The organism is Undibacterium sp. GW821-FHT07F11 (assembly GCF_059418665.1).
Genome location: NZ_JBWKQH010000001.1, coordinates 808,761 through 834,814, shown reverse-complemented (window position 1 = coordinate 834,814; position 26,054 = coordinate 808,761). Strand labels below are relative to the sequence as shown.

At 52.4% G+C, this 26,054-nt stretch carries 22 protein-coding genes and 1 pseudogene; 16 read left to right on the top strand and 7 right to left on the bottom strand.

The genetic code is table 11. The features are described from left to right. Positions 1-49: 49 nt before the first annotated feature. Complete coding sequence (locus AC07OI_RS03580; protein WP_495256320.1) at positions 50-1,519, top strand: aminotransferase-like domain-containing protein; 1,470 nt, start codon at positions 50-52, stop codon at positions 1,517-1,519. Between the two features lie 159 nt (positions 1,520-1,678). Further along, the gene (locus tag AC07OI_RS03575) at positions 1,679-3,001 is read left to right on the top strand and encodes a dicarboxylate/amino acid:cation symporter (protein ID WP_492707441.1); all 1,323 of its coding nucleotides are present in this window, start codon (positions 1,679-1,681) and stop codon (positions 2,999-3,001) included. A 61-nt stretch (positions 3,002-3,062) separates the two neighbouring features. Here the strand turns inward: AC07OI_RS03575 and AC07OI_RS03570 are convergent, their stop codons facing one another. After that, positions 3,063-4,289: an MFS transporter gene (locus AC07OI_RS03570; RefSeq protein ID WP_492707443.1), complete on the bottom strand. Its 1,227-nt coding sequence runs from the start codon at positions 4,287-4,289 to the stop codon at positions 3,063-3,065. 78 nt (positions 4,290-4,367) lie between these two features. Between AC07OI_RS03570 and paeA the strand changes: the two genes are divergently transcribed. From paeA to AC07OI_RS03555, 3 genes are all read left to right on the top strand, one after another. Beyond that, entirely contained in the window at positions 4,368-5,681 is a 1,314-nt protein-coding gene (gene paeA / locus AC07OI_RS03565; RefSeq protein ID WP_492707445.1) for a polyamine export protein PaeA, read from the top strand. Between the two features lie 107 nt (positions 5,682-5,788). Further along, positions 5,789-7,063, top strand: coding sequence for an Hsp70 family protein (locus AC07OI_RS03560; protein WP_492707447.1), 1,275 nt, complete (start codon positions 5,789-5,791; stop codon positions 7,061-7,063). Positions 7,064-7,208: 145 nt separating this feature from the next. After that, positions 7,209-9,440, top strand: a complete 2,232-nt coding sequence (locus AC07OI_RS03555) for a bifunctional diguanylate cyclase/phosphodiesterase (protein ID WP_495256319.1) — start codon at positions 7,209-7,211, stop codon at positions 9,438-9,440. 116 nt (positions 9,441-9,556) lie between these two features. On the opposite strand, the gene AC07OI_RS03550 is transcribed toward AC07OI_RS03555, so the two are convergent. Beyond that, positions 9,557-10,117 (bottom strand): Spy/CpxP family protein refolding chaperone, encoded by a 561-nt coding sequence (locus tag AC07OI_RS03550; RefSeq protein ID WP_492707450.1) that lies wholly within the window; start codon positions 10,115-10,117, stop codon positions 9,557-9,559. A gap of 308 nt (positions 10,118-10,425) precedes the next feature. Between AC07OI_RS03550 and AC07OI_RS03545 the strand changes: the two genes are divergently transcribed. From AC07OI_RS03545 to AC07OI_RS03535, 3 genes are all read left to right on the top strand, one after another. Next, positions 10,426-11,154 carry a response regulator gene (locus tag AC07OI_RS03545; RefSeq protein ID WP_492707452.1) on the top strand — a complete coding sequence of 243 codons (729 nt, stop codon included), beginning with the start codon at positions 10,426-10,428 and terminating at the stop codon, positions 11,152-11,154. Beyond that, entirely contained in the window at positions 11,151-12,497 is a 1,347-nt protein-coding gene (locus AC07OI_RS03540) for an ATP-binding protein (RefSeq protein WP_492707454.1), read from the top strand. The genes AC07OI_RS03545 and AC07OI_RS03540 overlap by 4 nt, the downstream gene beginning before the upstream one ends. A gap of 208 nt (positions 12,498-12,705) precedes the next feature. Continuing rightward, positions 12,706-13,179 carry a DUF2721 domain-containing protein gene (locus AC07OI_RS03535; protein ID WP_492707720.1) on the top strand — a complete coding sequence of 158 codons (474 nt, stop codon included), beginning with the start codon at positions 12,706-12,708 and terminating at the stop codon, positions 13,177-13,179. Between the two features lie 119 nt (positions 13,180-13,298). Here AC07OI_RS03535 and AC07OI_RS03530 read toward each other — a convergent pair whose 3' ends face one another. Then, entirely contained in the window at positions 13,299-14,693 is a 1,395-nt protein-coding gene (locus tag AC07OI_RS03530) for a hypothetical protein (protein WP_492707456.1), read from the bottom strand. Positions 14,694-14,888: 195 nt separating this feature from the next. Here AC07OI_RS03530 and AC07OI_RS03525 point away from each other — a divergent pair, with 195 nt between their 5' ends. Next, positions 14,889-16,550: a long-chain fatty acid--CoA ligase gene (locus tag AC07OI_RS03525; RefSeq protein ID WP_495256318.1), complete on the top strand. Its 1,662-nt coding sequence runs from the start codon at positions 14,889-14,891 to the stop codon at positions 16,548-16,550. A gap of 16 nt (positions 16,551-16,566) precedes the next feature. Here AC07OI_RS03525 and AC07OI_RS03520 read toward each other — a convergent pair whose 3' ends face one another. The 3 genes from AC07OI_RS03520 to AC07OI_RS03510 form a co-directional block, all read right to left on the bottom strand. Then, entirely contained in the window at positions 16,567-16,878 is a 312-nt protein-coding gene (locus AC07OI_RS03520) for a hypothetical protein (protein WP_495256317.1), read from the bottom strand. Positions 16,879-16,974: 96 nt separating this feature from the next. Then, complete coding sequence (locus tag AC07OI_RS03515) at positions 16,975-17,532, bottom strand: PaaI family thioesterase (protein ID WP_495256316.1); 558 nt, start codon at positions 17,530-17,532, stop codon at positions 16,975-16,977. Further along, positions 17,529-17,996, bottom strand: a complete 468-nt coding sequence (locus AC07OI_RS03510; protein WP_492707462.1) for a PaaI family thioesterase — start codon at positions 17,994-17,996, stop codon at positions 17,529-17,531. The genes AC07OI_RS03515 and AC07OI_RS03510 overlap by 4 nt, the downstream gene beginning before the upstream one ends. A 90-nt stretch (positions 17,997-18,086) precedes the next feature. Here AC07OI_RS03510 and AC07OI_RS03505 point away from each other — a divergent pair. The 3 genes and pseudogenes from AC07OI_RS03505 to AC07OI_RS03495 form a co-directional block, all read left to right on the top strand. Continuing rightward, positions 18,087-18,584: pseudogene (locus tag AC07OI_RS03505) on the top strand (type 1 glutamine amidotransferase family protein); the annotation flags it as partial. A gap of 132 nt (positions 18,585-18,716) precedes the next feature. Beyond that, positions 18,717-19,115: a helix-turn-helix domain-containing protein gene (locus AC07OI_RS03500; protein WP_495256350.1), complete on the top strand. Its 399-nt coding sequence runs from the start codon at positions 18,717-18,719 to the stop codon at positions 19,113-19,115. A gap of 104 nt (positions 19,116-19,219) precedes the next feature. Then, positions 19,220-19,804 (top strand): PilZ domain-containing protein, encoded by a 585-nt coding sequence (locus tag AC07OI_RS03495; RefSeq protein ID WP_492707464.1) that lies wholly within the window; start codon positions 19,220-19,222, stop codon positions 19,802-19,804. A gap of 16 nt (positions 19,805-19,820) precedes the next feature. Here AC07OI_RS03495 and AC07OI_RS03490 read toward each other — a convergent pair whose 3' ends face one another. Then, positions 19,821-20,561: a glycine-rich domain-containing protein gene (locus tag AC07OI_RS03490; RefSeq protein WP_492707466.1), complete on the bottom strand. Its 741-nt coding sequence runs from the start codon at positions 20,559-20,561 to the stop codon at positions 19,821-19,823. 410 nt (positions 20,562-20,971) lie between these two features. Between AC07OI_RS03490 and AC07OI_RS03485 the strand changes: the two genes are divergently transcribed. The 4 genes from AC07OI_RS03485 (at position 20,972) to AC07OI_RS03470 (ending at position 26,014) form a co-directional block, all read left to right on the top strand. Then, positions 20,972-22,660, top strand: a complete 1,689-nt coding sequence (locus tag AC07OI_RS03485) for a methyl-accepting chemotaxis protein (RefSeq protein ID WP_495256315.1) — start codon at positions 20,972-20,974, stop codon at positions 22,658-22,660. 51 nt (positions 22,661-22,711) lie between these two features. Further along, on the top strand, positions 22,712-23,563 hold the full coding sequence (locus AC07OI_RS03480) for an HDOD domain-containing protein (RefSeq protein ID WP_492707469.1): 852 nt from the start codon (positions 22,712-22,714) through the stop codon (positions 23,561-23,563). A gap of 153 nt (positions 23,564-23,716) precedes the next feature. Further along, positions 23,717-24,697, top strand: a complete 981-nt coding sequence (locus AC07OI_RS03475; RefSeq protein WP_495256314.1) for an MBL fold metallo-hydrolase — start codon at positions 23,717-23,719, stop codon at positions 24,695-24,697. Between the two features lie 78 nt (positions 24,698-24,775). After that, complete coding sequence (locus AC07OI_RS03470) at positions 24,776-26,014, top strand: cytochrome P450 (RefSeq protein WP_495256313.1); 1,239 nt, start codon at positions 24,776-24,778, stop codon at positions 26,012-26,014. Positions 26,015-26,054 lie beyond the last annotated feature (40 nt).

Here is a 26,054-nt window from a genome sequence, read left to right as displayed (position 1 = left end):
CCTGAACTGTATCCGTGCAGGCCCATGAGCAGCCTTACATTATCAAGCTATGCAAACCTTACCTCTCTACAGGCAACTGGCCGACCATTATCTGAATGCCATACGCTGCGGCACGCTGAAGCTGGGTGACCGTATGCCTTCTGTACGAAAACTCATGCAGGTGCATGGCGTCAGCTTGTCCACCGCCTTGCAGTTATGTCGCCAACTGGAAACCGAGGGTTGGCTGGAGGCGCGCCCGCGCTCAGGCTATTTTGTGCGGCAACCGCGGCGGGTGCGCCTGATACCGGCACAGGAACCAACCATAGGCAAGATCATCGACCCCGCGCAGTTTGTCGGCATCCATGAACTGGTGTCAGAAATCATCGCCCAGGGCCAGCGCCAGGTGAAATGCAATCTGGCACGCGCAACCGGTGGCCCCGCCCTGTACCCGCACCAGCAATTGCGCAGCCTGACCGTGAGCACTTTGCGCCGTTATCCTGAATTGCTGACCAAGGCGATATCGCCGGGTGGTAATCGCGAACTGAAAGCGGCATTGGCCAAGCGCGCGCTCGATTCGGGCATCAGCACATCCGCCGACCAGGTCATCATCACCAATGGCTGTATCGAGGCCCTGAACCTGGCCTTGCGTGCCGTCGCGCAAGCGGGTGATGTCATCGCAGTAGAATCGCCGACTTTTTACGGCCTCTTGCAAGTGCTGGAAAGCCTGGGCATGAAGGCGCTGGAAATACCCACCAGCCCGAGTACCGGCATTTCCGTCGAAGCGCTGGAACTGGCGATGCGCACCTATGACAATATCAAGGCGGTCGTGGTGGTGCCACATCTGCAGAATCCTTTGGGCAGCATGATGCCTGACCAGCACAAGCAAAAACTGGTAGCGCTGTGTGAAGCGCAAGGCGTACCGCTGATAGAAGATGACTCTTACAGCGCCCTCGCCGATGGTGACAAGATACCGACTGCACTCAAGCAATGGGACCACAGCGGCAACGTGATTTACTGCGCATCAGTACATAAAATTCTTGCGCCCGGCATGCGCGTGGGCTGGATACTGGCAGGTCGCTGGCAAGAGCGGGTCAACATGCTGAAGTACGCACACACACGTTATAACGAAGAATTGTCACAGATAGTCACGGCAACTTTTTTATTGTCGTCGGCTTACGACAGGCACCTGCGGAAACTACGTAGCAGCCTCGCTGTGCAAAGAGAAAAAATGGCAGAAGCGATTGCCACATATTTTCCCGAAGGCACGCGCGTGACCATGCCAGCCGGTGGAGTTTCGCTGTGGGTAGAGATGCCGGCCGGCACTTCTTCCCGCGCTGTTTTTGATGCTGCGCTAGAGGAGAGCATCCTGGTTTCACCGGGCTTGATGTACTCCAATTCAAATCGTTTTGATCATTTTTTGCGTATCAATTGCGGCATGCCATATACCCAGGATCTGGATGATGCGATGCGTTTGCTGGGTCGCATCATTCAACATCAGGCGACGCATTCTTCCGCATCAAGGCAACATATTGCGGCATAAAAAACCTGCATAAAAATTAGGCACTGTGGAAAGCCACAATTGTGGCTGCTCCGCGCATTTTCCATAATGGCTGCACTGACGGAGAAAAATATTCCGCAACGTGCTCGCCATGATGATTTTATTCAGGCGAGACTTTCTACCATCCAATGGAGACCCAGGATGAAAGCTCAAGCCTTCTACAAATCCCTGTATTTTCAAGTCATCACGGCCATCGTTCTGGGCGTATGTCTTGGCCATTTTTATCCCGAATCCGGCGCGGCCATGAAGCCTCTCGGCGACGGTTTCATCAAGCTCATCAAGATGATGATTGCGCCGATTATTTTCTGTACCGTCGTAGTTGGTATCGCCGGTATGGAAGACATGAAAAAAGTCGGCAAGACCGGCGGCATGGCACTGCTGTATTTTGAAGTTGTCAGCACCCTGGCACTGATCATCGGCCTCATCATCGTCAACGTCGTGCAACCTGGTGTAGGTATGCATATCGATGTGCATACACTCGATACCAAGGGCATCGCCGCCTTTGCCGGACCTGGCAAAATGCAGACCACGACTGAGTTCCTGATGGCCATCATCCCTACTACTTTCACCGATGCTTTTGCCAAGGGTGAGATACTGCAGGTCTTGCTGATCTCCATCTTCTTTGGTTTTGCCCTGCATCGTTTTGGTGGTCGCGGCACGCTGGTATTTGATCTGGTAGAAAAATTCTCCCACGTGCTGTTTGTCATCGTTGGCTACATCATGAAAGTTGCTCCTATCGGTGCCTTTGGTGCGATGGCTTTCACGATAGGTAAGTACGGTGTCGGTTCGCTGGTGCAGCTCGGTTTCCTGATGGCGACTTTCTATGCAACCTGTCTGATTTTCATCTTCGTCGTTCTCGGTGCAATTGCCAAAGTACATGGTTTCAGTATCTGGAAATTCATCAAGTACATCAAGGAAGAATTACTCATCGTACTTGGTACTTCTTCTTCAGAATCAGTATTGCCACGCATGATGGCCAAGCTGGAAAACCTGGGTGTAAAAAAATCCGTGGTTGGTCTGGTGATCCCTACCGGTTACTCTTTCAATCTCGATGGCACTTCCATCTACCTGACCATGGCTGCGGTATTCATTGCCCAGGCCACGGATACACCGATGACTTTGATGCAGCAAATCACTTTGCTGGCAGTCTTGCTGCTGACATCCAAGGGCGCGGCAGGTATCACAGGTAGCGGCTTCATCGTGCTGGCAGCGACACTGTCAGCAGTTGGTGGTGTACCAGTCGCTGGTCTGGCCTTGATACTTGGTATAGATCGTTTCATGTCAGAAGCACGCGCCTTGACCAACCTGATCGGCAACGGTGTCGCCACTGTGGTGGTTGCCAAATGGGGTAATGACGTGGATACCGTCAAGATGCAAAGACGTTTGAATAATGAAACGGTGGAAGAAGCAGAAGATCCGGAACTCTTGATGGACACTGCATCCATGCATACAGCAGTGCGTTGAAGCTGGCTGCAGGTAAAACAGAAAGCGGACTCAAGGTCCGCTTTTTGCATTCCGGCTTCAGCTATTTTTTCAAATGCCGCAGTGCCAGAGTCAAGGCCATTAACTGTATGGTCGCCGCCAGGAAAAAAGGTGCGCCCAGCAAAACACTGCCCTTGGGAAAATGACTGACTTGCCCGACTATCGACGTCCCTATCAGTGTGGCAAACACACTCATGATACTGGCCAACGCAGTCAAAGAACCCATGGCAAGGCCTTGCGAGCGCGCATCCACAGCACGCGAGAAGAAACCCTGCAAGGCAGGCCCGGCGGCAAAAGCCAGCACATTACACAGGATCAGTACATACATCATCCAACCCTGATTGGCCAGGCCATAACAGCTGAGTGCCACGGTCGATGAAGCCAGGCCGATCAGGACTGCATTCGCATCGCCAACCCGCTTGATATAAGACCCCAGAAAAACACCCTGCATGAGCACGCTGGAAACACCAACCATGAACAGTGAAAAACCATTTTGCATGGGCGTCCAGCCAAAGCGCAATTCTGTCGATAACACCCAGGTAGTCTGCAAGGTAAATTGTGCAAACATGGTCAGTGCATACACCCACACCAGCGCACCGACGCCACGCAAATGAGCGAGACCGCGCAAACCCGCAAAGGGATTGGCGGCGGAAATATGAAATGCCTTGCGGTGATCGGCAGGCAGTGATTCTGGCAAGGTGAAATAACCGTACACCACATTTCCCAGCGCCACAGCCGCCGCCAGATAAAACGGATAGTGGATATGCGCCTCACCCAGCATGCCACCAATAACCGGGCCGCATATAAATCCCAGGCCAAACATGGCACCTATCTTGCCCAGGGCCTTGGCGCGGTTTTCCGGACTCGATACGTCCGCAATATAAGCATTCGCGACTGACAGATTACCTGCGGTGACACCACCGATGGCGCGCACCAGCAACATCCAGTAAATAGTCGTCACCTGGGTCAGTAACAGGAAATTCAAGCCCAGGCCGAATACACATATCAACAAGACCGGACGACGGCCATAGCGGTCACTGAGCGCCCCTATCATCGGGGCAAATATAAATTGCATGACCCCATAGATGGCGACAATCGCGCCGTACCAGTAAGCCTGACTATCGGCCTGCAAAGTATAACTGGCCACCAGCCGTGGCAAGACCGGGATGATGAGACCTATGCCCAGTATGTCGAGGAATACGGTGATCAATACAAAACGTACATTGGTCGGCAGTGCTTTAACGACATCGGCCTGTTCGGAACTTGTCATGAATGACAACCTTTAAGCGAAATATACAAAGCACAATAGTATATGATTACCGTCAAGTACATTTGCACGGGAGCCAATATGGCTTTGTTTGATCACTTTCTCATCATTGCCTTGCTGGTCGCCATCAGCGCATTTTTTTCCATGTCAGAGATTTCGCTGGCGGCTGCGCGCAAGGTCAAATTGCAGATACTGCATGCAGAGGGCGAGCAGCGTGCGGGCAAGGTGCTGGCACTGCAACAAGAGCCGGGGCATTTTTTCACGGTCGTACAAATCGCCCTGAATGCAGTTGCCATACTTGGCGGTATTCTGGGTGAACAGGCTTTGACACCATATATCCTGAAAGCCCTGGTCGCTGTTTTCGGGATGACCAGTTGGGTGGAAACCGTCAGCTTTGTCACCTCCTTTTTGTTCGTGACCTCGATTTTCATTTTGTTTGCTGACCTGATGCCCAAGAAGATCGCCATGATCTCGCCAGAAACCGTGGCCATGCTGGTGGTCAGCCCCATACTCTTGTGCGTGCGCCTGTTCAAACCTCTGGTCTGGGTCTTCAATGGCCTGGCCAACCTGCTCCTGCGGCTGTTCAATTTACCAACGACACGCAATGAGCAAATCACGTCTGATGAAATCTATGCGATGTTTGATGCCGGGGCTGAAGCCGGGGTAGTGCTGGAAAGCGAACATCACATGATAGGCAATGTGTTCGAGCTGGAAAGCCGCACTGTGCCATCGGCCATGTCGCAGCGCGACAGCATCGTCTACTTCACCCTGCAAGACACCGATGTAGTGATACGCCAGAAGATCGCCGAGCATCCGCATACCAAGTTCCTGGTCTGTGATGGCAATATCGACAACGTGGTTGGTTATGTCGAATCCAAGGATATCTTGAAACGGGTACTGACCAACCAGGCGTTCACCAAGGTGCAGGAATTATCGATACGCACTGCCCTGGCGGTGCCTGATTCTCTGACTCTGTCTGAAATGCTGGAACAATTCAAGGGCACGCGCGAAGACTTTGCCGTCATCTTCAATGAATATGCGCTGGTAGTAGGCGTGATTACACTCAATGATGTGCTGAGTACCCTGATGGGCAACCTGGTTCATCCTTTCCTGGAAGACCAGATCGTCCAGCGTGATGCCAATTCCTGGCTCATTGACGGTGCGACAACAATCGAGGATGTCTGTCGTGCCCTCGACATAGATGGCTTGCCTGAGCAGGGAAGCTATGAGACCATTGCCGGTTTCATGATGACGATGCTGAAACGGATACCCAAACGCACTGATTTTGTGATGCTGGGGTCTTATAAGTTCGAAGTCGTCGATATTGATCACTATCGCATTGATCAGTTGCTGGTAGTTAAGCTCGATAGTGCGGAAACCAACAAATCATCGTAGTTATCACTAAGCTTCTTCCGTATCACGTCTTAACTCATTTATAACGCATTATCGTCAACAGCAGTTCACCCAAAGCTGCTGGCTTACCCGTTTTTATCAGGATTTTCATGTCGCACGCTTGTGGAGTAGATTTTGGCACCTCGAATTCAACTGTTGGCTGGCACAGGCCGGGCCAGCCTGCGCTGTTAGCGCTGGAAGAGGGCAAAGTCACGCTGCCATCGGTGGTATTTTTCGATGTCGAGGATGACCAGGTCACTTATGGCCGGGCTGCTCTGGGCAATTACCTGGCGGGTTATGAAGGCCGCCTGATGCGCTCGATGAAGAGTTTGCTGGGTACCAGCCTGATGGATGGCCAGACCGAAGTACAGGGCAAGTCCGTCCCCTTCCGCCATTTGCTGGCGCAATTTATCCGTGAACTCAAAGTGCGCGCAGAAAAATCTGCAGGCTGCAACTTTACCCAGGCCGTCATGGGCCGCCCTGTGCATTTCATTGATGATGACAGCAAGGCCGACAAGCTGGCGCAAGATACCCTGGAAGAAATCGCCCGCGCTGCCGGCTTCAAGGAAGTGCAGTTCCAGTATGAACCCATTGCCGCCGCCTTTGATTATGAATCACGCATCACCAAGGAAGAACTGGTACTGATCGCCGATATAGGCGGTGGTACTTCAGATTTTTCACTGGTGCGCCTGGCACCGGAACGTGCCCACAGGATAGACAGGAAAGACGATATCCTCGCCAATGGCGGTGTACATATCGGCGGCACCGACTTTGATAAATACCTGAGCCTGAACCACGTCATGCCCCTGCTGGGACTGGGTGGCCGTCTGGGCAGCCAGATCGAAGTGCCATCCAGTTATTATTTCAACCTGGCGACCTGGCACACGATCAACCTGACGTATACCCAAAAAGTCTGGCGTGAATTGCAGGAAGTTTATCGTGATATCAATACTGCCGAATTACGCCTGCGCTTTGAACGTCTGCTGAACCTGGTAGAAGAACGCGATGGCCACTGGCTGGCCATCAAGTCTGAAGAAGCCAAGATCTTATTGTCAGATCAGCACACCATAGACTTGCCACTGGAACGTTTGCGCAGCAAACAACCTGCACCTGCCTGCCATCTGGCATTGGACCAGGATGGCTTGCAAGCCTCCATCGCCCACCTGACCAGCAATATCGGTGACACCGTCAACACCGTACTGAACATGGCAAACCTGAAACCGGAACAGGTCGATACCGTGTTTTTCACCGGTGGTTCCAGTGGCGTACGTGGCTTGCGCCAGCAAATCGCCAGCATAGTCCCGACCGCAACCAAGGTCGAAGGTGATCTTTTTGGCAGCATAGGATCAGGTCTTGGTCTGGATGCCGCCCGCCGCTTTGCATGAAAATTAGATTTGCAAGGAAGGCGTCAGTTTTGACTAATATATTTCACCTTAAGTCACAAAGTCGGTGAGCCATGCCTGCGTCCGACGCCAAAACTTAAACTATACTTGTTGCATCAATTAGCAGGCTTTTCTACCCGGAGAAGGCATGTCGAACGAACAAGACGATGATGATGAGCTGTTCCTGGTTGAGGATGCGGAAGAAGAAGCCGCCACTCAGCAAACAGGACGCAGCTGGAAAATCGCCATCGTCGATGATGATGAAGATGTACACCGCACCACCTGCTTTGCGCTGCAGTATGTGCAGATACTGAACCGTCCTCTGGAATTTATCCACACTTACTCCAAAAATGAGACCCGCAAAGTATTCGCAAGTGAAAGCGATATCGCCGTAGTCTTGCTGGATGTGGTCATGGAAACCGAGCATGCGGGACTGGAGCTGGTCAGCTTCATCCGCGATGAACTGGGCTGGACCGATACCCGTATCATCCTTCGCACCGGCCAACCCGGTTATGCACCGGAAGAAGAAGCGATACGCGACTATGACATCAACGACTATAAAACCAAGAATGAGCTGACACGCAAGAAATTGCTGACTTCACTGACGGCAGCAGTGCGCTCGTATGAACAGATACGCACCATCGATGCCAGCCGGCGTGGCCTGCACCAGATCATCAGTTCCAGCGCTGCCTTCACTTTCGACCATGGGATACAATCTTTTGCCAGCGGTGTAATTACCCAGATCGCCGCCTTGTGTGGCGTACCGCCAGAAGGTTTGTTGTGCGCCCAGGGCGAGCTCAATGAGCTGGATGAAGAAATCCCCGAGACTTTCAATGTCATCGCCTCTGCCGGGCATTACAGCAACCTGATGAATTGCCCGATTGATGATATCCACAGCAGTCGCGTGCGCGATGCCTTAAGACATGTGCTGACCAGACGTGAATCTCTGTTCACTGATCACAGCATGACCCTGTATTTCTCTGGCCGTGGCAACCGGCCTCTGGCTGCCTTCATCGACTTGCCGTTTTCGCTGTCGGAAATCAACCAGCATTTGCTGGAAGTATTTTGCTCCAACCTCGGCGTCTGTCTTGATAATCTGAGCCTGGTCAATCAACTCAAGAACCATGCTTATCGTGATCAGTTGTTGAAACTGCCTAACCGCCTGAAGTTCATAGAACAGATCAGCACTACCCTGGCAAGTGAACAGACCGGGCAAATGGTGGCATTGATAGACATTGACGATTTTGCTGAAATCAATGATGTGCTCGGCCATCATTACGGCGACCTGATCCTGAAAGCAGTCGCAGACAGGCTGCGTGAAAAACTGGGCGCTCACGTCTTCCTGGCCCGTATTTCCGGTGATGTATTCGGTCTGCTGGGCAGCAAGGAATTACTCGAGCCAGAAACCCTGAGACTGATGTTTGTCGAGTCATACACGATAGAAGAAACTGCCCATGCGGTGTCCATGTCGATAGGCATGGTGGCACTGGAAGGTTATGTAGGTGACGGTGCCGAACCGCTGAAAGACGCCAGTATCGCCCTCAAGCGCACCAAGATACATCAGCGTGGCAGTTGCACCTTATTTACCCGCTCCATGGGCATAGAGATACGCGAGCGCGCTACGCTCATGCAGCATTTGCACAAGGCCTTTGATGCCGAGCGCCTGTTCCTCATGTACCAGCCACAAATCGATCTGGAGAGCAGTCAATTTACCGGACTGGAAGCACTGATACGCTGGCGTAATGATGATGGTGTGCTAATACCACCAAATGACTTTATCCCGCTGGCAGAATATTCCGGTCTCATCATCAGCCTGGGTGCCTGGGTATTACGCACTGCCTGTTTCATGATGGTCAGATTACAAAAAGCGGGCATCGCGCCACAACGCATGGGTGTCAATGTCTCGGTCGTGCAATTCCGCCAGGATGACTTTATCGAAATCGTCGAATCAGCGCTGAAAGAAACAGGATTACTGCCAGAAAATCTGGAGCTGGAAATTACAGAGTCTGTCACCATGACCAGCGCGGCCCTGTTTGAAAGCAAGCTCGCCAAGTTAAAACAAATGGGCGTAAAAATTGCCATCGATGATTTCGGCACCGGTTTTTCTTCACTCAGCTACCTTGATAAATTACCGGTAGACAGGCTGAAAATAGACCGCGCTTTCGTCAATCAAATCGATACGCCTGAGGGGCCGCGGATAGCCGAGCTGATTACGCAACTCGGTAAAAAACTTGGCTTGCAGGTGATCGCCGAAGGGGTAGAACATGAAACCCACTGGAAGACGCTGGCAGCCATGGGTTGTCATGAGGGCCAGGGCTTTTACATAGGCCGCCCCATGCTGGAAGAGAATCTTGTCTCCTGGATCAATCTCAGAAAATAAAAGGCTGTCACAAAATGGGGGAGTAAATTCCCCATCTCGCAACAGCCTTCTACGCTTTTCTACACTTACTTTTATTACCAGAACCTGCATACTGCAAGTTCTGGTAATTTGACAGCTTACTTCTTATCTGTCATCGGGGGACGATCACCGCTCTTTTGCATACCAGGACCATGCTCACCCATCTGCTTGCCCATGCGTTCACGCATATGCGATGCCATGCGTCGGTGGCTGTCATCAAAAATCTTTTGCTGCTCAGGTGTTAACACGGCATAGAAAGTTTTCAGGGAAGCCAGGCGCGTTTGCATTCTTGCCAGATGCTCCTTCATTTTTTCCAGACCTTTTTCCATGCGTTCTGGTGTCGTCAATTTTTCCATTTCCTTGCGGTCAGGACGGACTGGCATGGCGCCTGGATTCATGGCATCAATGAAGGTCTTCCAGGCTGGTTCTTGTGCAGCCGTAATTTTCAATTTGTCATGCAGTTCGGCCTGGTGTTTAGCCATGCGCTCTTTCATCTTTTCTGCCCACTTGGCGGGGTCGCCATGCGGCTGACCATGGCCAGCATGTGCAGAAGCAGACGGCGGTGCAGAAGATTGTGCCAGGGCGCTGCCTGCACTGGCGGCGATACCCAGACTGATTGCTGCCAGAGCCATGCAGAATTTTTTGTGTAAGGTTTTCATATTTTTTCTCTTTCTGAACAGTAGAACAAGCTCACACATCCGCAATATACATTTTACAAAAATACATTCCACAAAATGGTGAGTTAAGCTGGCTGATCGCTTTCTGGACTTGCATCAAGTCCTGCATTGCTGTCTCAGACATGTGATGTATCTTGCAGCAAGCTTGTAACGTCGAAATGTCCGTCTGCTCTCGCTTTGTATCGACGTGTAACAGTCAAGAATGATAAGGTGGTATGTTACGGTTTATCATAACAAGACGATACAAAATCAGGGTTTTTATCTACTGGATCGGGCTCATAATGAAGAACATGGACACACCAAATAAAATTCTCATCGTTGATGATGACCGCGACATCCGCAATTTGCTGGCTGATTATCTCGACAATAATGGCTACAGCACAGTCACGGCTGCTGAAGGCAATGCCATGTGGACAGCCCTGCAAAACCACCAGGTTGACCTGGTGGTGCTGGATTTGAATTTGCCTGGCGATGATGGCCTGACGCTTTGCCGTACCTTGCGCAGCAAATCAACTTTGCCTGTCATCATGTTGACTGCGCGCGGCGAACCGCTGGACCGTATCCTGGGCCTGGAAATGGGTGCAGATGATTACCTGCCCAAACCCTTCGAGCCACGCGAACTACTGGCGCGCATACGCAGTGTTTTGCGCCGTACCCAGACCAATGTCAATACGCATTCTGGCGAAGCCCTGCAAAAACTTAAATTTGCTGGCTGGACACTGGATTTGACGGCACGCCACCTGATCAGCCCGGATGGCATGGTAGTGTCATTGTCTGGCGCCGAGTTCCGCATGTTGAATATCTTCCTGGAACATCCTAACCGCGTGCTGAACCGTGATCAGTTGCTGAACATGACACATGGCCGCGATGCCGACCCGTTTGACCGTTCCATCGATATCCAGATCAGCCGCTTGCGCCAAAAACTGCGCGAAGATGCGCGTTCACCGCAAATCATCAAAACCGTCAGGAATGGCGGTTATGTACTGGCCGTTACCGTCGTCGTGGAGCAGGACGCATGAAAATCTTATCGTCGATGTGGGGCAGGGTATTTGCCATCCTTCTGCTGGGAGTAATCGCTTCGACGGTACTGACCTGGTCGCTGGCTTTTGGCGAAAGACAAAAAACCATATCGCAATACAGAGATTCACACGCAGTTGAACGGGCTGAACAACTGGTGCTGGCACTGGATGCCCTGCCGGCAGAAAACCGTGAAAAGTTTTTGGCAACTGCACCACGCCTGGGCTTGAAAGTAGCCACCCTGCCCGCCGAGACGACTGACCAGGCACCACGTTCTGAGTATGCAGCCGCTGTCAGCGAAAGACTGGGCAAGACCTTTCGCGTCATGTCACTGGCGCAAGATCCGGCATCCTGCCCGCGCAACCCGCAGAACATACAAACCAACCGCCTGCCCTGTGAAGCACTGGGCATCACCCTGCATGACGGTACCGCCCTGCGCCTGACGGTATTACCGCCACGTAATCCTGCCCCACCACTGCGCCCGGATTTCTTGCAATACCTGTTCCTGTTTTTAGCCAGTATTGCCGTTCTGGCATTCCTGATCGCCCGCATGACCATGCGGCCCTTGCAGCAAATGGCAAAGGCAGCCACGGCCCTGGGGCAAGACATTAACCGCCCTCCTTTGCCAGAAAAAGGGGCAACTGAAATCTTGCAGGCAACGCGTGCCTTCAATGCCATGCAAGCACGGATACGCCAGCATATCGCCCAGCGCACCCATATGCTGGCAGCCATCACCCATGACTTGCAAACCCCGTTGACGCGCCTGCGTCTGCGTCTGGAAAAAGTCAGGGATGAAGAATTGCGCGACAAACTCATAGAAGATTTGTCAGGCATGCAAATGATGATACGCGAAGGCCTGGATCTGGCGCGCAGCATGGACAGCAATGAAGCCCTGAAACCGCTGGACCTGGATTCGCTGCTTGATAGCGTATGCGCCGACGCCGCGGATGCCGGGCAAAACGTCAGCTTTCAAGGTAAGCCCGGCCTGACTGTCATGGCCAGGCCACAAGCCCTGCGCCGTTGCCTGACCAATCTGATCGACAATGCAGTCAAATATGGTCAATACGCCACAGTCAGCCTGGTGGCTGGCAAGGATGCCGCCAAGGATGTATTGCATGTGTTGATACGCGACGGCGGCCATGGCATACCACCTGAATTTCAAAGCAAGGTGTTTGAGCCATTTTTTCGCATGGAAACCTCGCGCTCCAGAGAGTCTGGCGGCACTGGTCTGGGTCTGACGATAGCCCAGAATATCGCCCAGCAACACGGCGGCCAGCTGCAATTGAGCAATCTGCCTGAAGGTGGCCTGGAAGTTCGCCTGACGCTGCCTTTGCAAACGGCTTGACGTGGTTTGAATGGCAGGAGTTAGTACCCTCGCCTGTATCCTGGACCAGCCCCGCTGCATGCCAGTGGGGTAATCCTTCCTTAAGCCCTGCCTGCATGACAAAAACCTGTTGCTGTCAGCAAGGCTGCTCAAAAAAGTCTGCGCTCCATCTGCCCGGGCAAGCCCTCGTCCCTGTAAAATCCGGGGAAAACCTGAGGACTTGCACATGATTAATCTACAACTAAGCGATGTCAGCCACATCATACAACTCTCGATTGCCCCGGTCTTCCTGCTGACCGGCGTGGGTACCACACTCTCGGTCCTGACCAGCCGCCTGGCCCGTATCATAGATCGCTCAAGGGTCGTGGAAGACTTGCTGCATGGCGAGAATAGCCCACCCGTCAGCCCTCCTGGCGTGGAAGAAGAATTGCACGAACTATATGAACGCTCACACCTGATCAACCGCGCCATCACCCTCAGCACATCCTGTGGTTTGCTGATCTGTCTGGTGATTGCTACCTTGTTCATGGGCGATGCCACCAGCCTGAATCTCGACAAGCTGATTGCCACCCTGTTTGTGGGCGGGGTGTTTTCCCTGATAGGCAGCTTCATTTATTTCATGCGCGAGATTTTTGTCGCCACCAAGACCCTGACACGCCAGCGCAAACTGGGCAGGCGTAAGATCATTGCCCGCGAATCGTAATATCAGACAAGCCCCAATAAAAAGCCCCGCTATCTTTACGATGCGGGGCTTTTTTTTAGCTGCCTGCTTATTTCAAACCGCTATTTCAAGCTCTTATTTCAAGCTCTTACTTCACGCTGTTATTTCACTACGGCTGGTGCCTGTACCGTGACGATGACATCAATGGAAGCCGTGCCAGGATTAGCCACGGTAATCGGTTGATAACTACCAGTAGCGCGGAAAATCAATGTCCCCGGTGTGCCAGGCGAAATAAATCCGGCATTGCTGGTACCTGCACCGGCGATGGCAACGGTAGTACCGGCAATCTGCGTCCAGCTGTAGTAGATGATATTGCTGGTATTCGACGGCGCATCGACTTTCAGGGTAACGGCACTATTGGTCAGCACTACTTGTACCGGGGTATACGACACCAGCGAAATAGGTGGCAAGGGGTCTACATAAAACACCACATCCATCTGGACGATAGGATCCAGCGAAAAACCGCCAGGCTGGATGACGGAATTTGAGGCATTGAGGGTAAATACAAAAGGTGTACGCACATCGACAAACTTGGGCAGGGCGGCACTGGCCACACTGCTGAAAGCATTGAAAATTTCTACCGAAGGACCGGATTTTTGCTTCCAGTAATAATAAATAGGTGTGCTGCTGTCGACCTTGCCGTTGGCATCGTATTTGACCGACTTGCTGCCATCAAGAGTGATGGTAGAACCTGCCGCAACCACACCTCCGCTGTAAGAGATAGGCACGACTGTCGGCTTGATGATAGGTGTCACTGTCACGGTCTGGGTTGCCGTACCTACTTTTTGCTTGTCATCAGTGACACGGCATTGCACTTTTAAGGCCGTAGATGCTGTCACTACAGGCGCGGTAAAACTGGTGGCGGCAGTATCCGCCGGTGCCAGGGTAATGGTAGTACCGGCTGCATCGCTGACCACCCATTGATAGGAATAAGGTTCACCCGTAGCTGCCGGTGTACCACCACTGCCGGTACAACTCAGGCTGACTTTGTCACCCGATGTGGCATTAGTGGTGCCGCTGACTTTGGCTATTGGATTGGCAGTCGTGGATGCCTCCTGTTTCACCAGCAAAGTGGTGGACGCCTTGATGGTATTGCCTTTAACGTCAACAGCATTGAGGGTCAATTTATAGGTATAGTCCGCCGTCAACAAAGCCGGCGGGGTGACTTGCAGGACACAGCTGGCATCAGCACCTGTACTGCTCTTGCTGATGATCTTGCAATCTGCATTCGTCACTGCTGCCAGCGGGTTGGCTGACAGGGTCAGGTTCTCTACCTGCCAGTACATATTCGTGATGACACCGACGGTACTGCTGGCCTGACCATTAAAGCTCAGGGGCGCACCACTGGTCACTGTCAAGGCATCGGGAACCGCAATCGCCATGGGGTTGGCCGTCGTGCCGCCACCTGTACCCGCGGTACCACCGCCACCTCCGCCACAAGCCACCATGGCCAGGCTGGATAAAACGATTAGGGCTGTTTTGATTTGCTGAAACACGCTGACTCCGATGTCTTGCTGAATAGGGGAATGCTTAACATTGTAGCTTCATGCTGCCGTTTGCAATACCTTTAAGCTAAGTGTTGACAAAATGTTTCAAGTTTCCGCTAAACATCATTATTTTGCGAACGACCGTGCAAAAAAGAATTAGGTATGGCACTCTAATAAAAAAACCGAACATAACGGAGACAGCCTATGAACACTTTGCACTACGCCCACTGGCCGCAAGGCTTGCCGCATCATCTGATCACGCCAGAAGCCAGCGTGTATACGAATTTGCAGGTATCAGCCCTGCGCTACCCGGACAAGGCGGCGATCATCTTTTATGACACGGTCATCACCTATCTCCAACTGCACGAAGAAGTGCTGGCGCTGGCTGGCTATCTGCAAGAGGTTTGCGGTGTACAAAAAGGTGACCGTGTCTTGCTTAACATGCAAAACTGTCCACAGTTCATCATCGGTTTTTATGCCATTTTGCGGGCTGATGCCATGGTCGTCCCTGTCAATCCCATGTTGATGACGGATGAACTTAGCCATTACATCGCCGACAGCGGTGCCAAAACAGCCCTGGTCTCCCAGGAAATTTTTTCGCGCCTGCAGCCATTAGTAGGCCATAGCATATTGCAAAATGCGATAGTAGCCACTTACTCCGATCATTTAACAGCGGCCACCAACCTGGTCATCCCTGACTTTGTAAAGGCAGAACGCCAGGTGCCAGATCAGGCTGGCGTCCATAGCTGGCGAACGGCAATAGAGGCCGGACACCAGCCGCATGCCCATGCGGCAGGCCCGGACGACCTGGCCTGTATGCCTTATACCTCGGGCACGACAGGCAAACCCAAGGGCTGCATACATACCCATCGCTCTGTCATTTTCAATACGGTTGCCAGCCCCACCTGGTCGGGCAATATAGTTGCCAATCATGTGTCTTTGGCAGTGCTGCCATTCTTTCATGTGACGGGCATGCAATCTGTGATGAACAGCATGATTTACTGTGGCGGCACTCTGGTCATCCTGCCGCGCTGGGACAGGGATGCGGCAGGACAGCTCATCACCCGCTATGCGGTCAGTAACTGGACGCTGGTGCCATCGATGATGATCGATTTCCTGTCCAACCCACGTCTGGCTGAATATGATATTTCCAGGCTGACCAGGGTATCCGGTGGTGGCGCAGCCATGCCCGCTGCGATTGCCCAAAAGCTGCTGGACTTGTCTGGGCAAGTCTATATGGAGGGTTATGGCTTGTCAGAAACCATGGCCGCATCCCATGTCAATCCGGCACAACGCATGAAGCAGCAGTGCCTGGGCGTGCCCTATTTCAATGTCGATTCACGCATCGTTGACCCGACCACCCTGCAAGAAGTTAAACAGGGCGAAACTGGCGAAATCTGGATACATGGCCCACAAGTCTTCCAGGGTTACTGGAACGACCCGCAAAAAACCGCCGACTCTTTCGCCGAACTCGACGGCAAAAAATTCTTCCGTTCCGGCGACCTTGGTTACATGGACCCGGAAGGCTTCTTCTTCTTCACCGACCGCCTGAAACGCATGATCAACGCCAGCGGCTTTAAAGTCTGGCCCGCCGAAGTCGAATCCATGATGTACCAGCACCCCGCCATCCAGGAATGCTGCATCATCGCCGCCCACGACGCCTACCGCGGCGAAACCGTCAAAGCCGTGGTCGTCAAAAAACCTGGCAGCGATGTGACTGCCGAAGACATCATGACCTGGGCACATGAAAAAATGGCCGCTTACAAAGTGCCCAAGTTTGTCGAGTTTGTGGATAGTTTGCCGAAATCAGGGACGGGGAAAGTGATGTGGCGGACCTTGCAGGAGAAGGAAGCGGCGAAGAAATAGCCAAGCTTTAAGTAATTTAAATGCGGTTGTGATGGTGTTGGTTTTGACGTTGGGTCTGTTTTTGAATTTTCGCCGTTCCCATGTGTAGCCGCCATTTGTGCTGTGCAGAAAATGGATCAAGAAATGCCCGTGTTTGAGCGTAGCGAGTTTCGGGCATTTCCCATTTTTTGTACCGCATAAATGGGAACCCCGCAGGGGCGGCTACGCCTGGGTCGCCTTTCTTTGAATTCTTTCTTTGGCGACGCAAAGAAAGAATTTCGTCCGCCGGGCCGAGACCCGGCTTGTGTCCACGGAGGGCAATCGTTTTAATCAAAGTACGGTAATGCAACGAACGCCACTGGGCTCCTGCCTGCACAGGAGCGACGAATCTGAGATTCGTCGCTTATCTTATGATTGCCGTTCAAGGACAGAACCCCACCTTCTCTCAAGGCAAAGGAAAAATCAGACATGTAGTCGTTGCATGCGCATAAATCCTCCCCGCCGCATCCACGATACGGCCCTCCGCCGTGCCCACCTGCTTACCCACCTGTATCACCTTGCCCTCAGCCCGCACAGGCCCGGTCTTGGCGCTCATGGCGCGGATCAGATTCACCTTGATTTCCAGCGTGGTATAGCCAACGCCGGCTGGCAACATCGATTGCACGGCACAACCAACGGCAGAATCAAGCAAGGTACAGAAGTAACCGCCATGCACACTGCCCAAAGGGTTGTAGTGCTGCAGACCCGGCGTACCCTGAAACACGATACGGCCAGCCTCACCTTCTACCGGGATGAAATCCAGGGTCTTGCCTATATGGGCGACCGGATATTTACCTTCGAGGATACCGCGTAAAAAATCGATACCGCTGACAGCTTTCAATTGGTCCAGGCCCAATACGCCAGGTTCAGCCATGCGGGCGCGGACTGCGGCTTCCTGTTCTTGCCATTGTTTTAAGACCGCAGTTGCGTCACCCTTTGCCTCACTCTTTGCATCACTCATCATGCATCCTTCCGGGGAAATAAAATCATTTGGGTACAACGGAACAGGGCAATCGTCTTGCCCTCATAACTGACTACGGCATCCCAGACCTGGGTAGTGCGGCCCAGATGGACTGCGGTGGCAAGCACGCTGATGGTGCCCGCACGCGCAGTGCCCAGATGATTGGATTTCAGTTCTATGGTCGTAAAACTCTGTGCCCCCTCTGGCAGGCTGGCGACGCAGCCATAACCGCAGGCGGTATCAGCAAGGGTAACCACGCTGCCTGCATGCAGATAGCCGTTGGGCGCCAATAAATGGGGCAAGACCGGCAATTCTGCCGTGACTTTGCCTTTTTCTACCGTCAGGATGTTGATGCCCAGGTGGCCTGGTAGAAACTTGGCACCGAACTGGTTCAGGCGTTGTGCCTGCTCTTCCGCCGCCACCGTACTATTCACGGTTTCATTCAGTGTATCTGCTGAAGTCATCATTTTTCCTTTATGAATTTAAGCTACATTCTAGTTATTGCAGGAAAGTGCTGACAGTGTCAGTATTGACTCTTTTAATGCAGATTACGACAAATGGCACATATCGAAGTCTGGCTCTACCCTCAATGCATGGCATCTGCGGTCACTGGCCCGCTGGATGTGTTTGCTGTCGCCAATGCCATCTGGTCGCTCAAGAATGTCGATGAAGTAGATCCCTTGTTCACCTGGAGCACCCATTCCATCGATGGCAAGCCTGTCATGACACCTGCCAAAGTCAGCCTGGGTGCCGATGCCTGCATACAGGCCGACAGCAACGCCGATATCATTTTATTACCAGGCCTGTATATGGAAAACGGCATTACGGGCCTGACCAGCAGCATGCATGCCATGCGTGAACTATTCCCTATCTTGCGGGCCAGGCATGCGCAGGGCTGTGTACTGGCGGCCAATTGCAGCGCCACCTTCTTGCTGGCTGAAGCCGGTTTGCTGGATGGTGGTCATGCAACGACTACCTGGTGGCTGGAGAGAGCATTCAAGACCCGTTATCCCGAAGTCAGCCTGCGTCTGTCGGAAGTGCTGGATGAATATGAAAACATCCTGACCAGTGGTGCCGCCACCAGCTTTTTGAATCTTGCCTACCATCTGGTGGAGCGCTTTGGTGGCCAGGATATAGCCAGCGGTGTCGCAAAAACCCTGCTGATCGATGCCAACCGCACTTCGCAAATGCCCTATATGCAAATGCTGAGCCTGACCCAGCAAGATACCCATCAGCATGAAAACATCCTGGTGCAGCGGGCACAGAAATGGCTGAGCCTGAATCATCACCTGCCCTTCCGCCTGCCTGCACTAGCCGGACACCTGGCGGTCAGTGAACGTACCGTAATACGGCATTTTCACCAGACCCTGGATACCACCCCAGCCAGCTATGCCCAGCAAGTCAAGATGGATATCGCCAAACGCCTGCTGGAAACCACCACGCTGACACTGGAGCAAGTGGCAGAACGCACGGGTTATAGTGACCCTAGTTCATTCCGCCGCCTGTTCAAAAAACATTCGGGCCTGTCACCGGCCAGTTATCGCGAGCAATTCAGACCCGCTAAACGGGCTACAGTCAGTGCTTAAGTAGCAAAAAACAGCTACAAAATTAATACAAAAAATAGCATGAAAAACCGCAATAATTTCCATGTGGAAATTATTGCGGCGGTTTTTCTCTATATAATGTTGCCATGCACAAGCTACCAGGAAAAAGAAAAGTCTCTTATGGCGCTGATACGGTAGCGCCAGAAGCACCTGTATTGCTCAAGGATGAGACGCTTGTAGATGGGCCTTTGACACCGCCGTTTGTGACCCCGGATCTGGGGGATACCATCCTGGTGCAGGATACGCCCCCCTCTCAAAATGCAGCGATTTCGGATACGCTGGCCAAATTCAATGTCGTAAAAACGCAGCTCTTGCGTTCACATAACCGCTACCTGGTGAAATGGAAAATTGCCCTGATTCATGAATTCGGCGGAAAAAAACTGAGCTATTACGGCAAGATCAATGATATTTCCGAAAATGGTCTCAGCATGTTCTGTGATTACAATGTCTTTTTTAACGGCAAAGTAAAACTGGTCATGACGCTGCCCCCCTTGAACACAGGCATGCAAGCGCAAAAAATAGAAGTCGAGAGCAGGATGGTGTACACCATACTCTCGCAATTTTCTTTCCGCATCGGCCTGGAATTCTTGAATTTCCACGATGGCGAAAAGAAAATATTGATGGACAGGCTGGAAAGCAGCAATGCAGCGCTAAGGCCGACCGGCGGATAATTACCAGAAACCAGCGCTAATCCCCTCCCCCACCACAACCACCGCCGCAACCCCCACTACAACCTGAACTGTCACCCCCACTATCGCCACCGCCACTATCAGCATGGCTGCTGTGACTGCTATGATGGGTAGTATCACCAAAATCATAGGATGTGTCGCTGCCGCTACTGCCACCGCTGCCGCCATAGAAATCACCACCGCAATACACCGTGCCATCGCCATTCTTGCGCAAGGCACTGCAATCGGGTTCATAACGAAAGCCATCAGCAATATTCCATTTGGCATCCAGCGCAAACAGCAGTGGCAAGCGTGTCGCACGGCGTGGATTGATGTTTTCTTCCAGGCAGGCAAACCACCAAGTGCGGCGCAAACCCTCATTTCCACGCTGGCTGGCCCCCAGGACAGCAGCCGGTGTGTGGTGCATGTAACGGCCAAAAGCTTTTTTACAAAATTGCTCGTAGTTTTTTGTATATAGTATAAATTCATGCCAGAGGTCATCGACCACCTGCGAAGGCATGGAAATATGTTTGAAACCCGATTTCAGATACACCAGAAAAAACTGCCGCAAGGCGCGCGCGACCAGTTGCTGGTCTTTTACATTCAGATCAGGACGCTGTTTGTGTAGTCTTTCCAACAGTCCGGGTGGAAACATATACGTGCGAATATAGTCCGCCTGCGCTGCCCGACGCCAGCGCGTCCAGACGTAGATCAGACTGACCGCCAGCACAAGTACAACAACGCTGAGTAATAAGGGCATCAAGCTTGCTCTCAATCAATAGAATTTAACAAAAACATGTGCCATACATGCTTTGCGGCAAAGCAATTTTGGCATAGTATGGATACAAAGGTATATCGTACCGGCAAGGCAGACTGCACCGTAGCTTATTCCAAGACCGGTATGAGATACCAGATTTTCTCTTCCCCGAATTCTGATATGTTGTTTTATGAAAAATATTTTTTCTCAGGGGCTGATCTGAAATCTTGTACGTCATTCACATGATTGCCTGGAGCGACAAAAACCAAGCGTCGCATGATAAATACGGATAGCGTTGGCATGCGGCTTGCATGTTGTCATGCAAGCGGAAAAGTCAGAGCAAGCAATACCAAGCAAAGATTTTATGTAAGCACGACCTCGTAGTAACTGAGCTTCTTTAAGGGAGATTCACTATGAATTTGCGTCACTTGCGCATAGGTACCCGACTCGCTGTGGGCTTTGGTGTGATACTGGCGACCCTGGTACTCATACTCATCATCGACAGCATCTTCAGTGCCAGTAACCGCAAGGAAATGGTTGCAGGTCTGGAACTCTCCCATAGCAAAAGCGAGCTTGCTGCCACCATGAAAAGCAGCATGCTGGAAAGTGGCATAGCCATACGCAATATAGGTTTGCAGACTGACCTGGGCGAAAGTGACAAACAAAATGTCATCTCCAAAAAGCAGCAAGCCCGCTTTGCTGAAGCAAGGGAAAAACTCATTGCCCTGGGTCTGAGCGCAGAGGAAAAAAAGATTATCGATGCGGTATCCGACCTGGACAAGCAAATTGATTTTCCCATCAAGGAAGCCATGAAAATGTTGCTGGCCTTCAATGGTGAAGAAGCTGTGAAGCTGATCGCCACACAAGTTGACCCATTGCAACAAAAAGCCATATTGGAAATCAACAAACTGGTCGAGATTCAAAACAAGGCTGCTTCTGAATTGTCTGCCACGGCAGAAAGCAAGGGCAAGCAACTGACCTTCACCCTGTTCGCCATTGGTGCAGTGATCTTATTATTTGGTGCAGGCTTTTCCATCTTCCTGACGCGCAGTATCACCACACCTTTGCGGGATGCAGTCTCAATTGCCAAGCGCGTTGCTGCCGGTGAGCTGACCTTCCGTGAAGCGGCTGACGGCACAGACGAGATCAGCGAGTTGCTGAATGCCCTCAAAGAGATGAGCGATAACCTGCACAATATCGTCAGCGAAGTCAGGCAGGGTACAGACGCCATCGCGATTGCGGCAGTAGAAATTTCTAGCGGTAATTCTGACTTGTCTTCCCGCACAGAAACCCAGGCTGGTGCGCTGGAAGAAACCGCCAGCTCCATGGAAGAAATCACGGCAACGGTCAGACATAATGCCGACAATGCCAGACAGGCCAATGGCCTGGTCACCTCTGCTTCCAACTTCGCCATCAAGGGTGGTGAAGAAGTCGGCAAGGTTGTCCACACCATGAACTCCATCAAGGAAAGCTCACGCAAGATTGTCGATATCATCAGCGTCATCGACGGTATTGCCTTCCAGACCAATATCCTGGCCCTGAATGCAGCGGTGGAAGCAGCCCGCGCAGGTGAACAGGGCCGCGGCTTTGCCGTGGTGGCCTCAGAAGTGCGCAATCTGGCACAACGCAGCGCCAGTGCAGCAAAAGAGATCAAAACCCTGATTGGTGATTCTGTAGAAAAAGTCGATACCGGTGGCAAGCTCGTCGATGCAGCTGGCAAGACCATGAATGAAATCGTCAGCTCCGTGAAACATGTGGCAGAAATCATGTCTGAAATCACGGCTGCTGGCCAGGAACAAAGTTCAGGCATAGAAGAAGTCAACCGTGCCATCAACCAGATGGATGAAATGACACAACAAAATGCAGCGCTGGTAGAACAGGCAGCAGCAGCGGCAGAGAGCATGGAAGAACAGGCCAATAATCTGGCCAGGGCAGTGTCTGCCTTCAAGCTGGATAATGCCAGCAATACCGTGCGCAGGGTACAGCAAGTGCAGCCAGTGCAAGCTACTCCCGTGCGCAACGACTATACTGAAGAGGAACCCTCCTTGATCATGGCAACTGCTGGTAAACTAGTGAGGGCACTGGGTTTCAATAAAAATTAGCGGACCGTGGGGAGCAGATGCCCTGCATGGCACTGCTCCAACAAACACATTATGAACAAGTCGGCAGCATTAAAGAGTATTGTTGAACAAGCCAGCAAGGGTGATCTGGTCTTCCCTACCAATGTCAATGCCTCGCTGAAGATACAACAGGCTCTCGACGACCCGGACTGCGGTATAGAGACAGCCGCAAAACTGGTCATGACTGAACCCCTGATGTCAGCCCGCGTGGTTGCCATTGCCAATTCTGTTGCCTATAACCGCTTCGGCGGGGGTGTTACCAATATCCGCACTGCCATTACCATACTGGGCTTCAACACCCTGCGCTCGGTCACTGCCGCCGTTGTCATGCGCCAGCTAAGCGCAGCAGTCTCTGACCCGGCCATACGCAACAAAATGGAAGCTCTGTGGCGTCATTCTGCCTATGTCGCTGCACTGGCCCACCTGATTGCCCGCAAGGTCAGCAAGGTGGATGCCGAGACAGCCCTGTTCGCCGGTATCGTGCATGAGGTCGGCGGTTTTTACCTGCTGTCGCGGGCTCAGGAATTCCCGGCTCTGCTGGAAATCGATACTACTCCAGTTGCCACAGATGCCCTGGCGGAAACCGATGAAACCTTCATAGGCCGCGCCGTTTTGAACAAATTGCTGGTACCCAAACGCGTGGTATCAGCGGTAGAAGCCCTGTGGTATGGCATGCGTGTCATGCCACCAGAAACCCTGGGGGACACCCTGTTGCTGGCAAATGAACTGGCCGCCGTGCCATCGCCGCTGGACCCACGTTCCCCAGAAAACATACGCCAGTCAGCCTCGGAAATTGATTTTGCGGTCGGCGAAGGCACCCTGCTTTCCATCCTGTCTGAATCGGCGGAAGAAGTCGATGCCCTGACTGCGTCCCTGATCAGCTAATACTGGTCAGAAGGCGAACAAGCTGCTCCCAACGAAGTTGGCAGAAATTCGGCATAATAGCTGTCGCATTTACAATTTTTTTGCCCATCACAGCAAGCTGCCAGGCTAAAGTTGCCAGCCTGCTGAGTCCCTGCCAACTTCAAAGGAAAAACCATGCAATTGAAAAGTTTGCTCCGTTCCGGCCTGTTCAGTTCTTCCATTCTCGCTGGCATCGCCGTGTTTGGCATACCTGCCATCAGCGCCCACGCTGCCGCACCGATGGTGAAAACCAGCGCACCCGGCTTTTACCGCAGCATGCTCGGTGATTTTGAAGTCACCGTCCTGTCTGATGGTGCAGTACCCTTGCCTGTCGATAAACTGCTGACCAATACCACGCCAGAAAAAGTCGGCAAGGCACTCAGCAAATACCATTTGCAATCCCCTGTCGTGACTTCGGTGAATGCCTACCTCATCAACACCGGCAGCAAACTGGTACTGATAGACAGCGGTGCCGGCGTCTTCTTCGGCCCTACCCTGGGCAAGCTGCAGACGAGCCTGAAAGCATCCGGTTATCTGCCTGAGCAAATCGATGAAATCTACATCACCCACATGCATACCGACCATATCGGTGGCCTGGTAGATGGTGACAAAGCAGCTTTCCCGAATGCTATCGTACGCGTAGACCAGCATGACACTGATTACTGGTTAAGCCAGGCCAACCTTGACAAGGCTCCCGCCGATGCCAAAGGCAGTTTTGAAAAAGCCATCGCCATCCTGAAACCCTATGTGCAGGCTGGCAAGTTGAAGTCCTTCGAAGGTGATACAGAACTGGTACCCGGCATCAAAGCAGTCGCTTCCCATGGCCATACCCCTGGTCACAGCATCTACAAGGTAGAGAGCAAAGGACAAACCCTGGTCTTGTGGGGTGACCTCATGCATGTCGCAGCAGTGCAGTTTGAAAACCCGGCAGTCACCATACAATTCGACAGCGACAGCAAGGCTGCTTATGCACAAAGGCAAAAAGCCTATGCTGATGCAGCGCAGCATTCCTACCTGGTAGGTTCTGCCCACCTGTCCTTCCCTGGCTTGGGTTATATACGCAAGGAAGGCAAAGGCTATGCATGGATGCCACTGAATTACGTGCCACTGCCATGATTTGAATTGTCGCCAGCCTGATTGACAGTACCCGGCAAATCGGACACAGTGCAAACTCTGTCCTTTGCCGGGATTTTTATGCCTTCTCAGTATCAGAATACCGTCACATCAGCGCCGCTTATCAGTGATGATTTTGACCTGCGCCACCTGCCCGCAGATTTTTACCAGAACCCCTATCCCTATTACCACGCCCTGCGCGAGCAGACGCCCGTGCGCAGGATGCCGGATGGTTCTTACCTGCTGACGCGTTATGCCGACCTGGTGCATGTCTATAAAGATGCCAAAACTTTCAGCTCGGACAAAAAGCTGGAGTTCAAACCGCGCTATGGCGATTCACTGCTGTATGAACATCACACCAATAGCCTGGTCTTCAATGACCCGCCGCTGCACACGAGGGTGCGCCGCCTCATCATGGGCGGCCTGACACCGGCAGCCATGGCCGATACCGAACCCGGCCTCATCAAACTGGTGGATGGCTTGCTGGACCAGATGGCAAGTAAAAATGATGTCGATCTCATCAGCGATTTCGCTTCTGCCATACCGGTAGAAATCATAGGCAATTTGCTGGCCGTGCCACATGATGAACGCGAACCTTTGCGTGAATGGTCACTTGCCATCCTGGGTGCACTGGAGCCAGCCATCACGCCAGAATTTTTTGCCTATGCCAATCAGTGTGTCGCCGAATTTCTGGATTACCTGAAACAACTGGTGGCACAGCGCCGCTTGCATCCCGGTGACCCCAAAACTGATATGCTGACACGCCTGATAGAAGGCGAAGAAAATGGTGAAAAGCTGACTGAAACCGAACTCTTGCAAAACTGTGTCTTCCTGCTCAATGCCGGGCATGAAACCACCACCAACCTGATAGGCAATGGCCTGGTCGCCATGCAGGAATGGCCAGAACAAAAGGCCCGCCTGATCGCCCAGCCAGAATTGATCAACACCGCCATCGAAGAATTCCTGCGCTTTGAAAGTTCCAACCAGTTAGGCAATCGCATGACCACAGTGGATACGCAAATCGGCGACGTCGCTATCGCCGCTGGCAGCCGCATCAGCCTGTGCATAGGTGCGGCCAATCGCGACCCCTTACAATTCTCTGACCCGGACAAACTGGACATCAGCCGCAACCCCAACCGCCATCTGGCGTTTGCCTCCGGCATACACCAATGCGCGGGCATGTTTTTGGCGCGGCTGGAAGGCCGGGTGGCAATTTCCCGCCTGTTGGCACGCTTCCCCGATTACAGATTAAGCGCTGCGCCCATCAGAGGTGGACGCGCACGCTTTCGCGGTTTTTTATCAGTACCCTGCAAACTATAAAACGACTCACAACAAAAAAATACGGAGACACTATGACGAC

Excerpts from the sequence above, each read along its gene's own strand:
- AC07OI_RS03580 (WP_495256320.1), top strand. The coding sequence starts at position 50 with ATGCAAACCTTACCTCTCTACAGGCAACTGGCCGACCATTATCTGAAT.
- AC07OI_RS03575 (WP_492707441.1), top strand. The coding sequence starts at position 1,679 with ATGAAAGCTCAAGCCTTCTACAAATCCCTGTATTTTCAAGTCATCACG.
- AC07OI_RS03570 (WP_492707443.1), bottom strand. The coding sequence starts at position 4,289 with ATGACAAGTTCCGAACAGGCCGATGTCGTTAAAGCACTGCCGACCAAT.
- paeA (WP_492707445.1), top strand. The coding sequence starts at position 4,368 with ATGGCTTTGTTTGATCACTTTCTCATCATTGCCTTGCTGGTCGCCATC.
- AC07OI_RS03560 (WP_492707447.1), top strand. The coding sequence starts at position 5,789 with ATGTCGCACGCTTGTGGAGTAGATTTTGGCACCTCGAATTCAACTGTT.
- AC07OI_RS03555 (WP_495256319.1), top strand. The coding sequence starts at position 7,209 with ATGTCGAACGAACAAGACGATGATGATGAGCTGTTCCTGGTTGAGGAT.
- AC07OI_RS03550 (WP_492707450.1), bottom strand. The coding sequence starts at position 10,117 with ATGAAAACCTTACACAAAAAATTCTGCATGGCTCTGGCAGCAATCAGT.
- AC07OI_RS03545 (WP_492707452.1), top strand. The coding sequence starts at position 10,426 with ATGGACACACCAAATAAAATTCTCATCGTTGATGATGACCGCGACATC.
- AC07OI_RS03540 (WP_492707454.1), top strand. The coding sequence starts at position 11,151 with ATGAAAATCTTATCGTCGATGTGGGGCAGGGTATTTGCCATCCTTCTG.
- AC07OI_RS03525 (WP_495256318.1), top strand. The coding sequence starts at position 14,889 with ATGAACACTTTGCACTACGCCCACTGGCCGCAAGGCTTGCCGCATCAT.
- AC07OI_RS03515 (WP_495256316.1), bottom strand. The coding sequence starts at position 17,532 with ATGATGAGTGATGCAAAGAGTGAGGCAAAGGGTGACGCAACTGCGGTC.
- AC07OI_RS03510 (WP_492707462.1), bottom strand. The coding sequence starts at position 17,996 with ATGATGACTTCAGCAGATACACTGAATGAAACCGTGAATAGTACGGTG.
- AC07OI_RS03500 (WP_495256350.1), top strand. The coding sequence starts at position 18,717 with ATGCCCTATATGCAAATGCTGAGCCTGACCCAGCAAGATACCCATCAG.
- AC07OI_RS03495 (WP_492707464.1), top strand. The coding sequence starts at position 19,220 with ATGCACAAGCTACCAGGAAAAAGAAAAGTCTCTTATGGCGCTGATACG.
- AC07OI_RS03490 (WP_492707466.1), bottom strand. The coding sequence starts at position 20,561 with ATGCCCTTATTACTCAGCGTTGTTGTACTTGTGCTGGCGGTCAGTCTG.
- AC07OI_RS03485 (WP_495256315.1), top strand. The coding sequence starts at position 20,972 with ATGAATTTGCGTCACTTGCGCATAGGTACCCGACTCGCTGTGGGCTTT.
- AC07OI_RS03480 (WP_492707469.1), top strand. The coding sequence starts at position 22,712 with ATGAACAAGTCGGCAGCATTAAAGAGTATTGTTGAACAAGCCAGCAAG.
- AC07OI_RS03475 (WP_495256314.1), top strand. The coding sequence starts at position 23,717 with ATGCAATTGAAAAGTTTGCTCCGTTCCGGCCTGTTCAGTTCTTCCATT.
- AC07OI_RS03470 (WP_495256313.1), top strand. The coding sequence starts at position 24,776 with ATGCCTTCTCAGTATCAGAATACCGTCACATCAGCGCCGCTTATCAGT.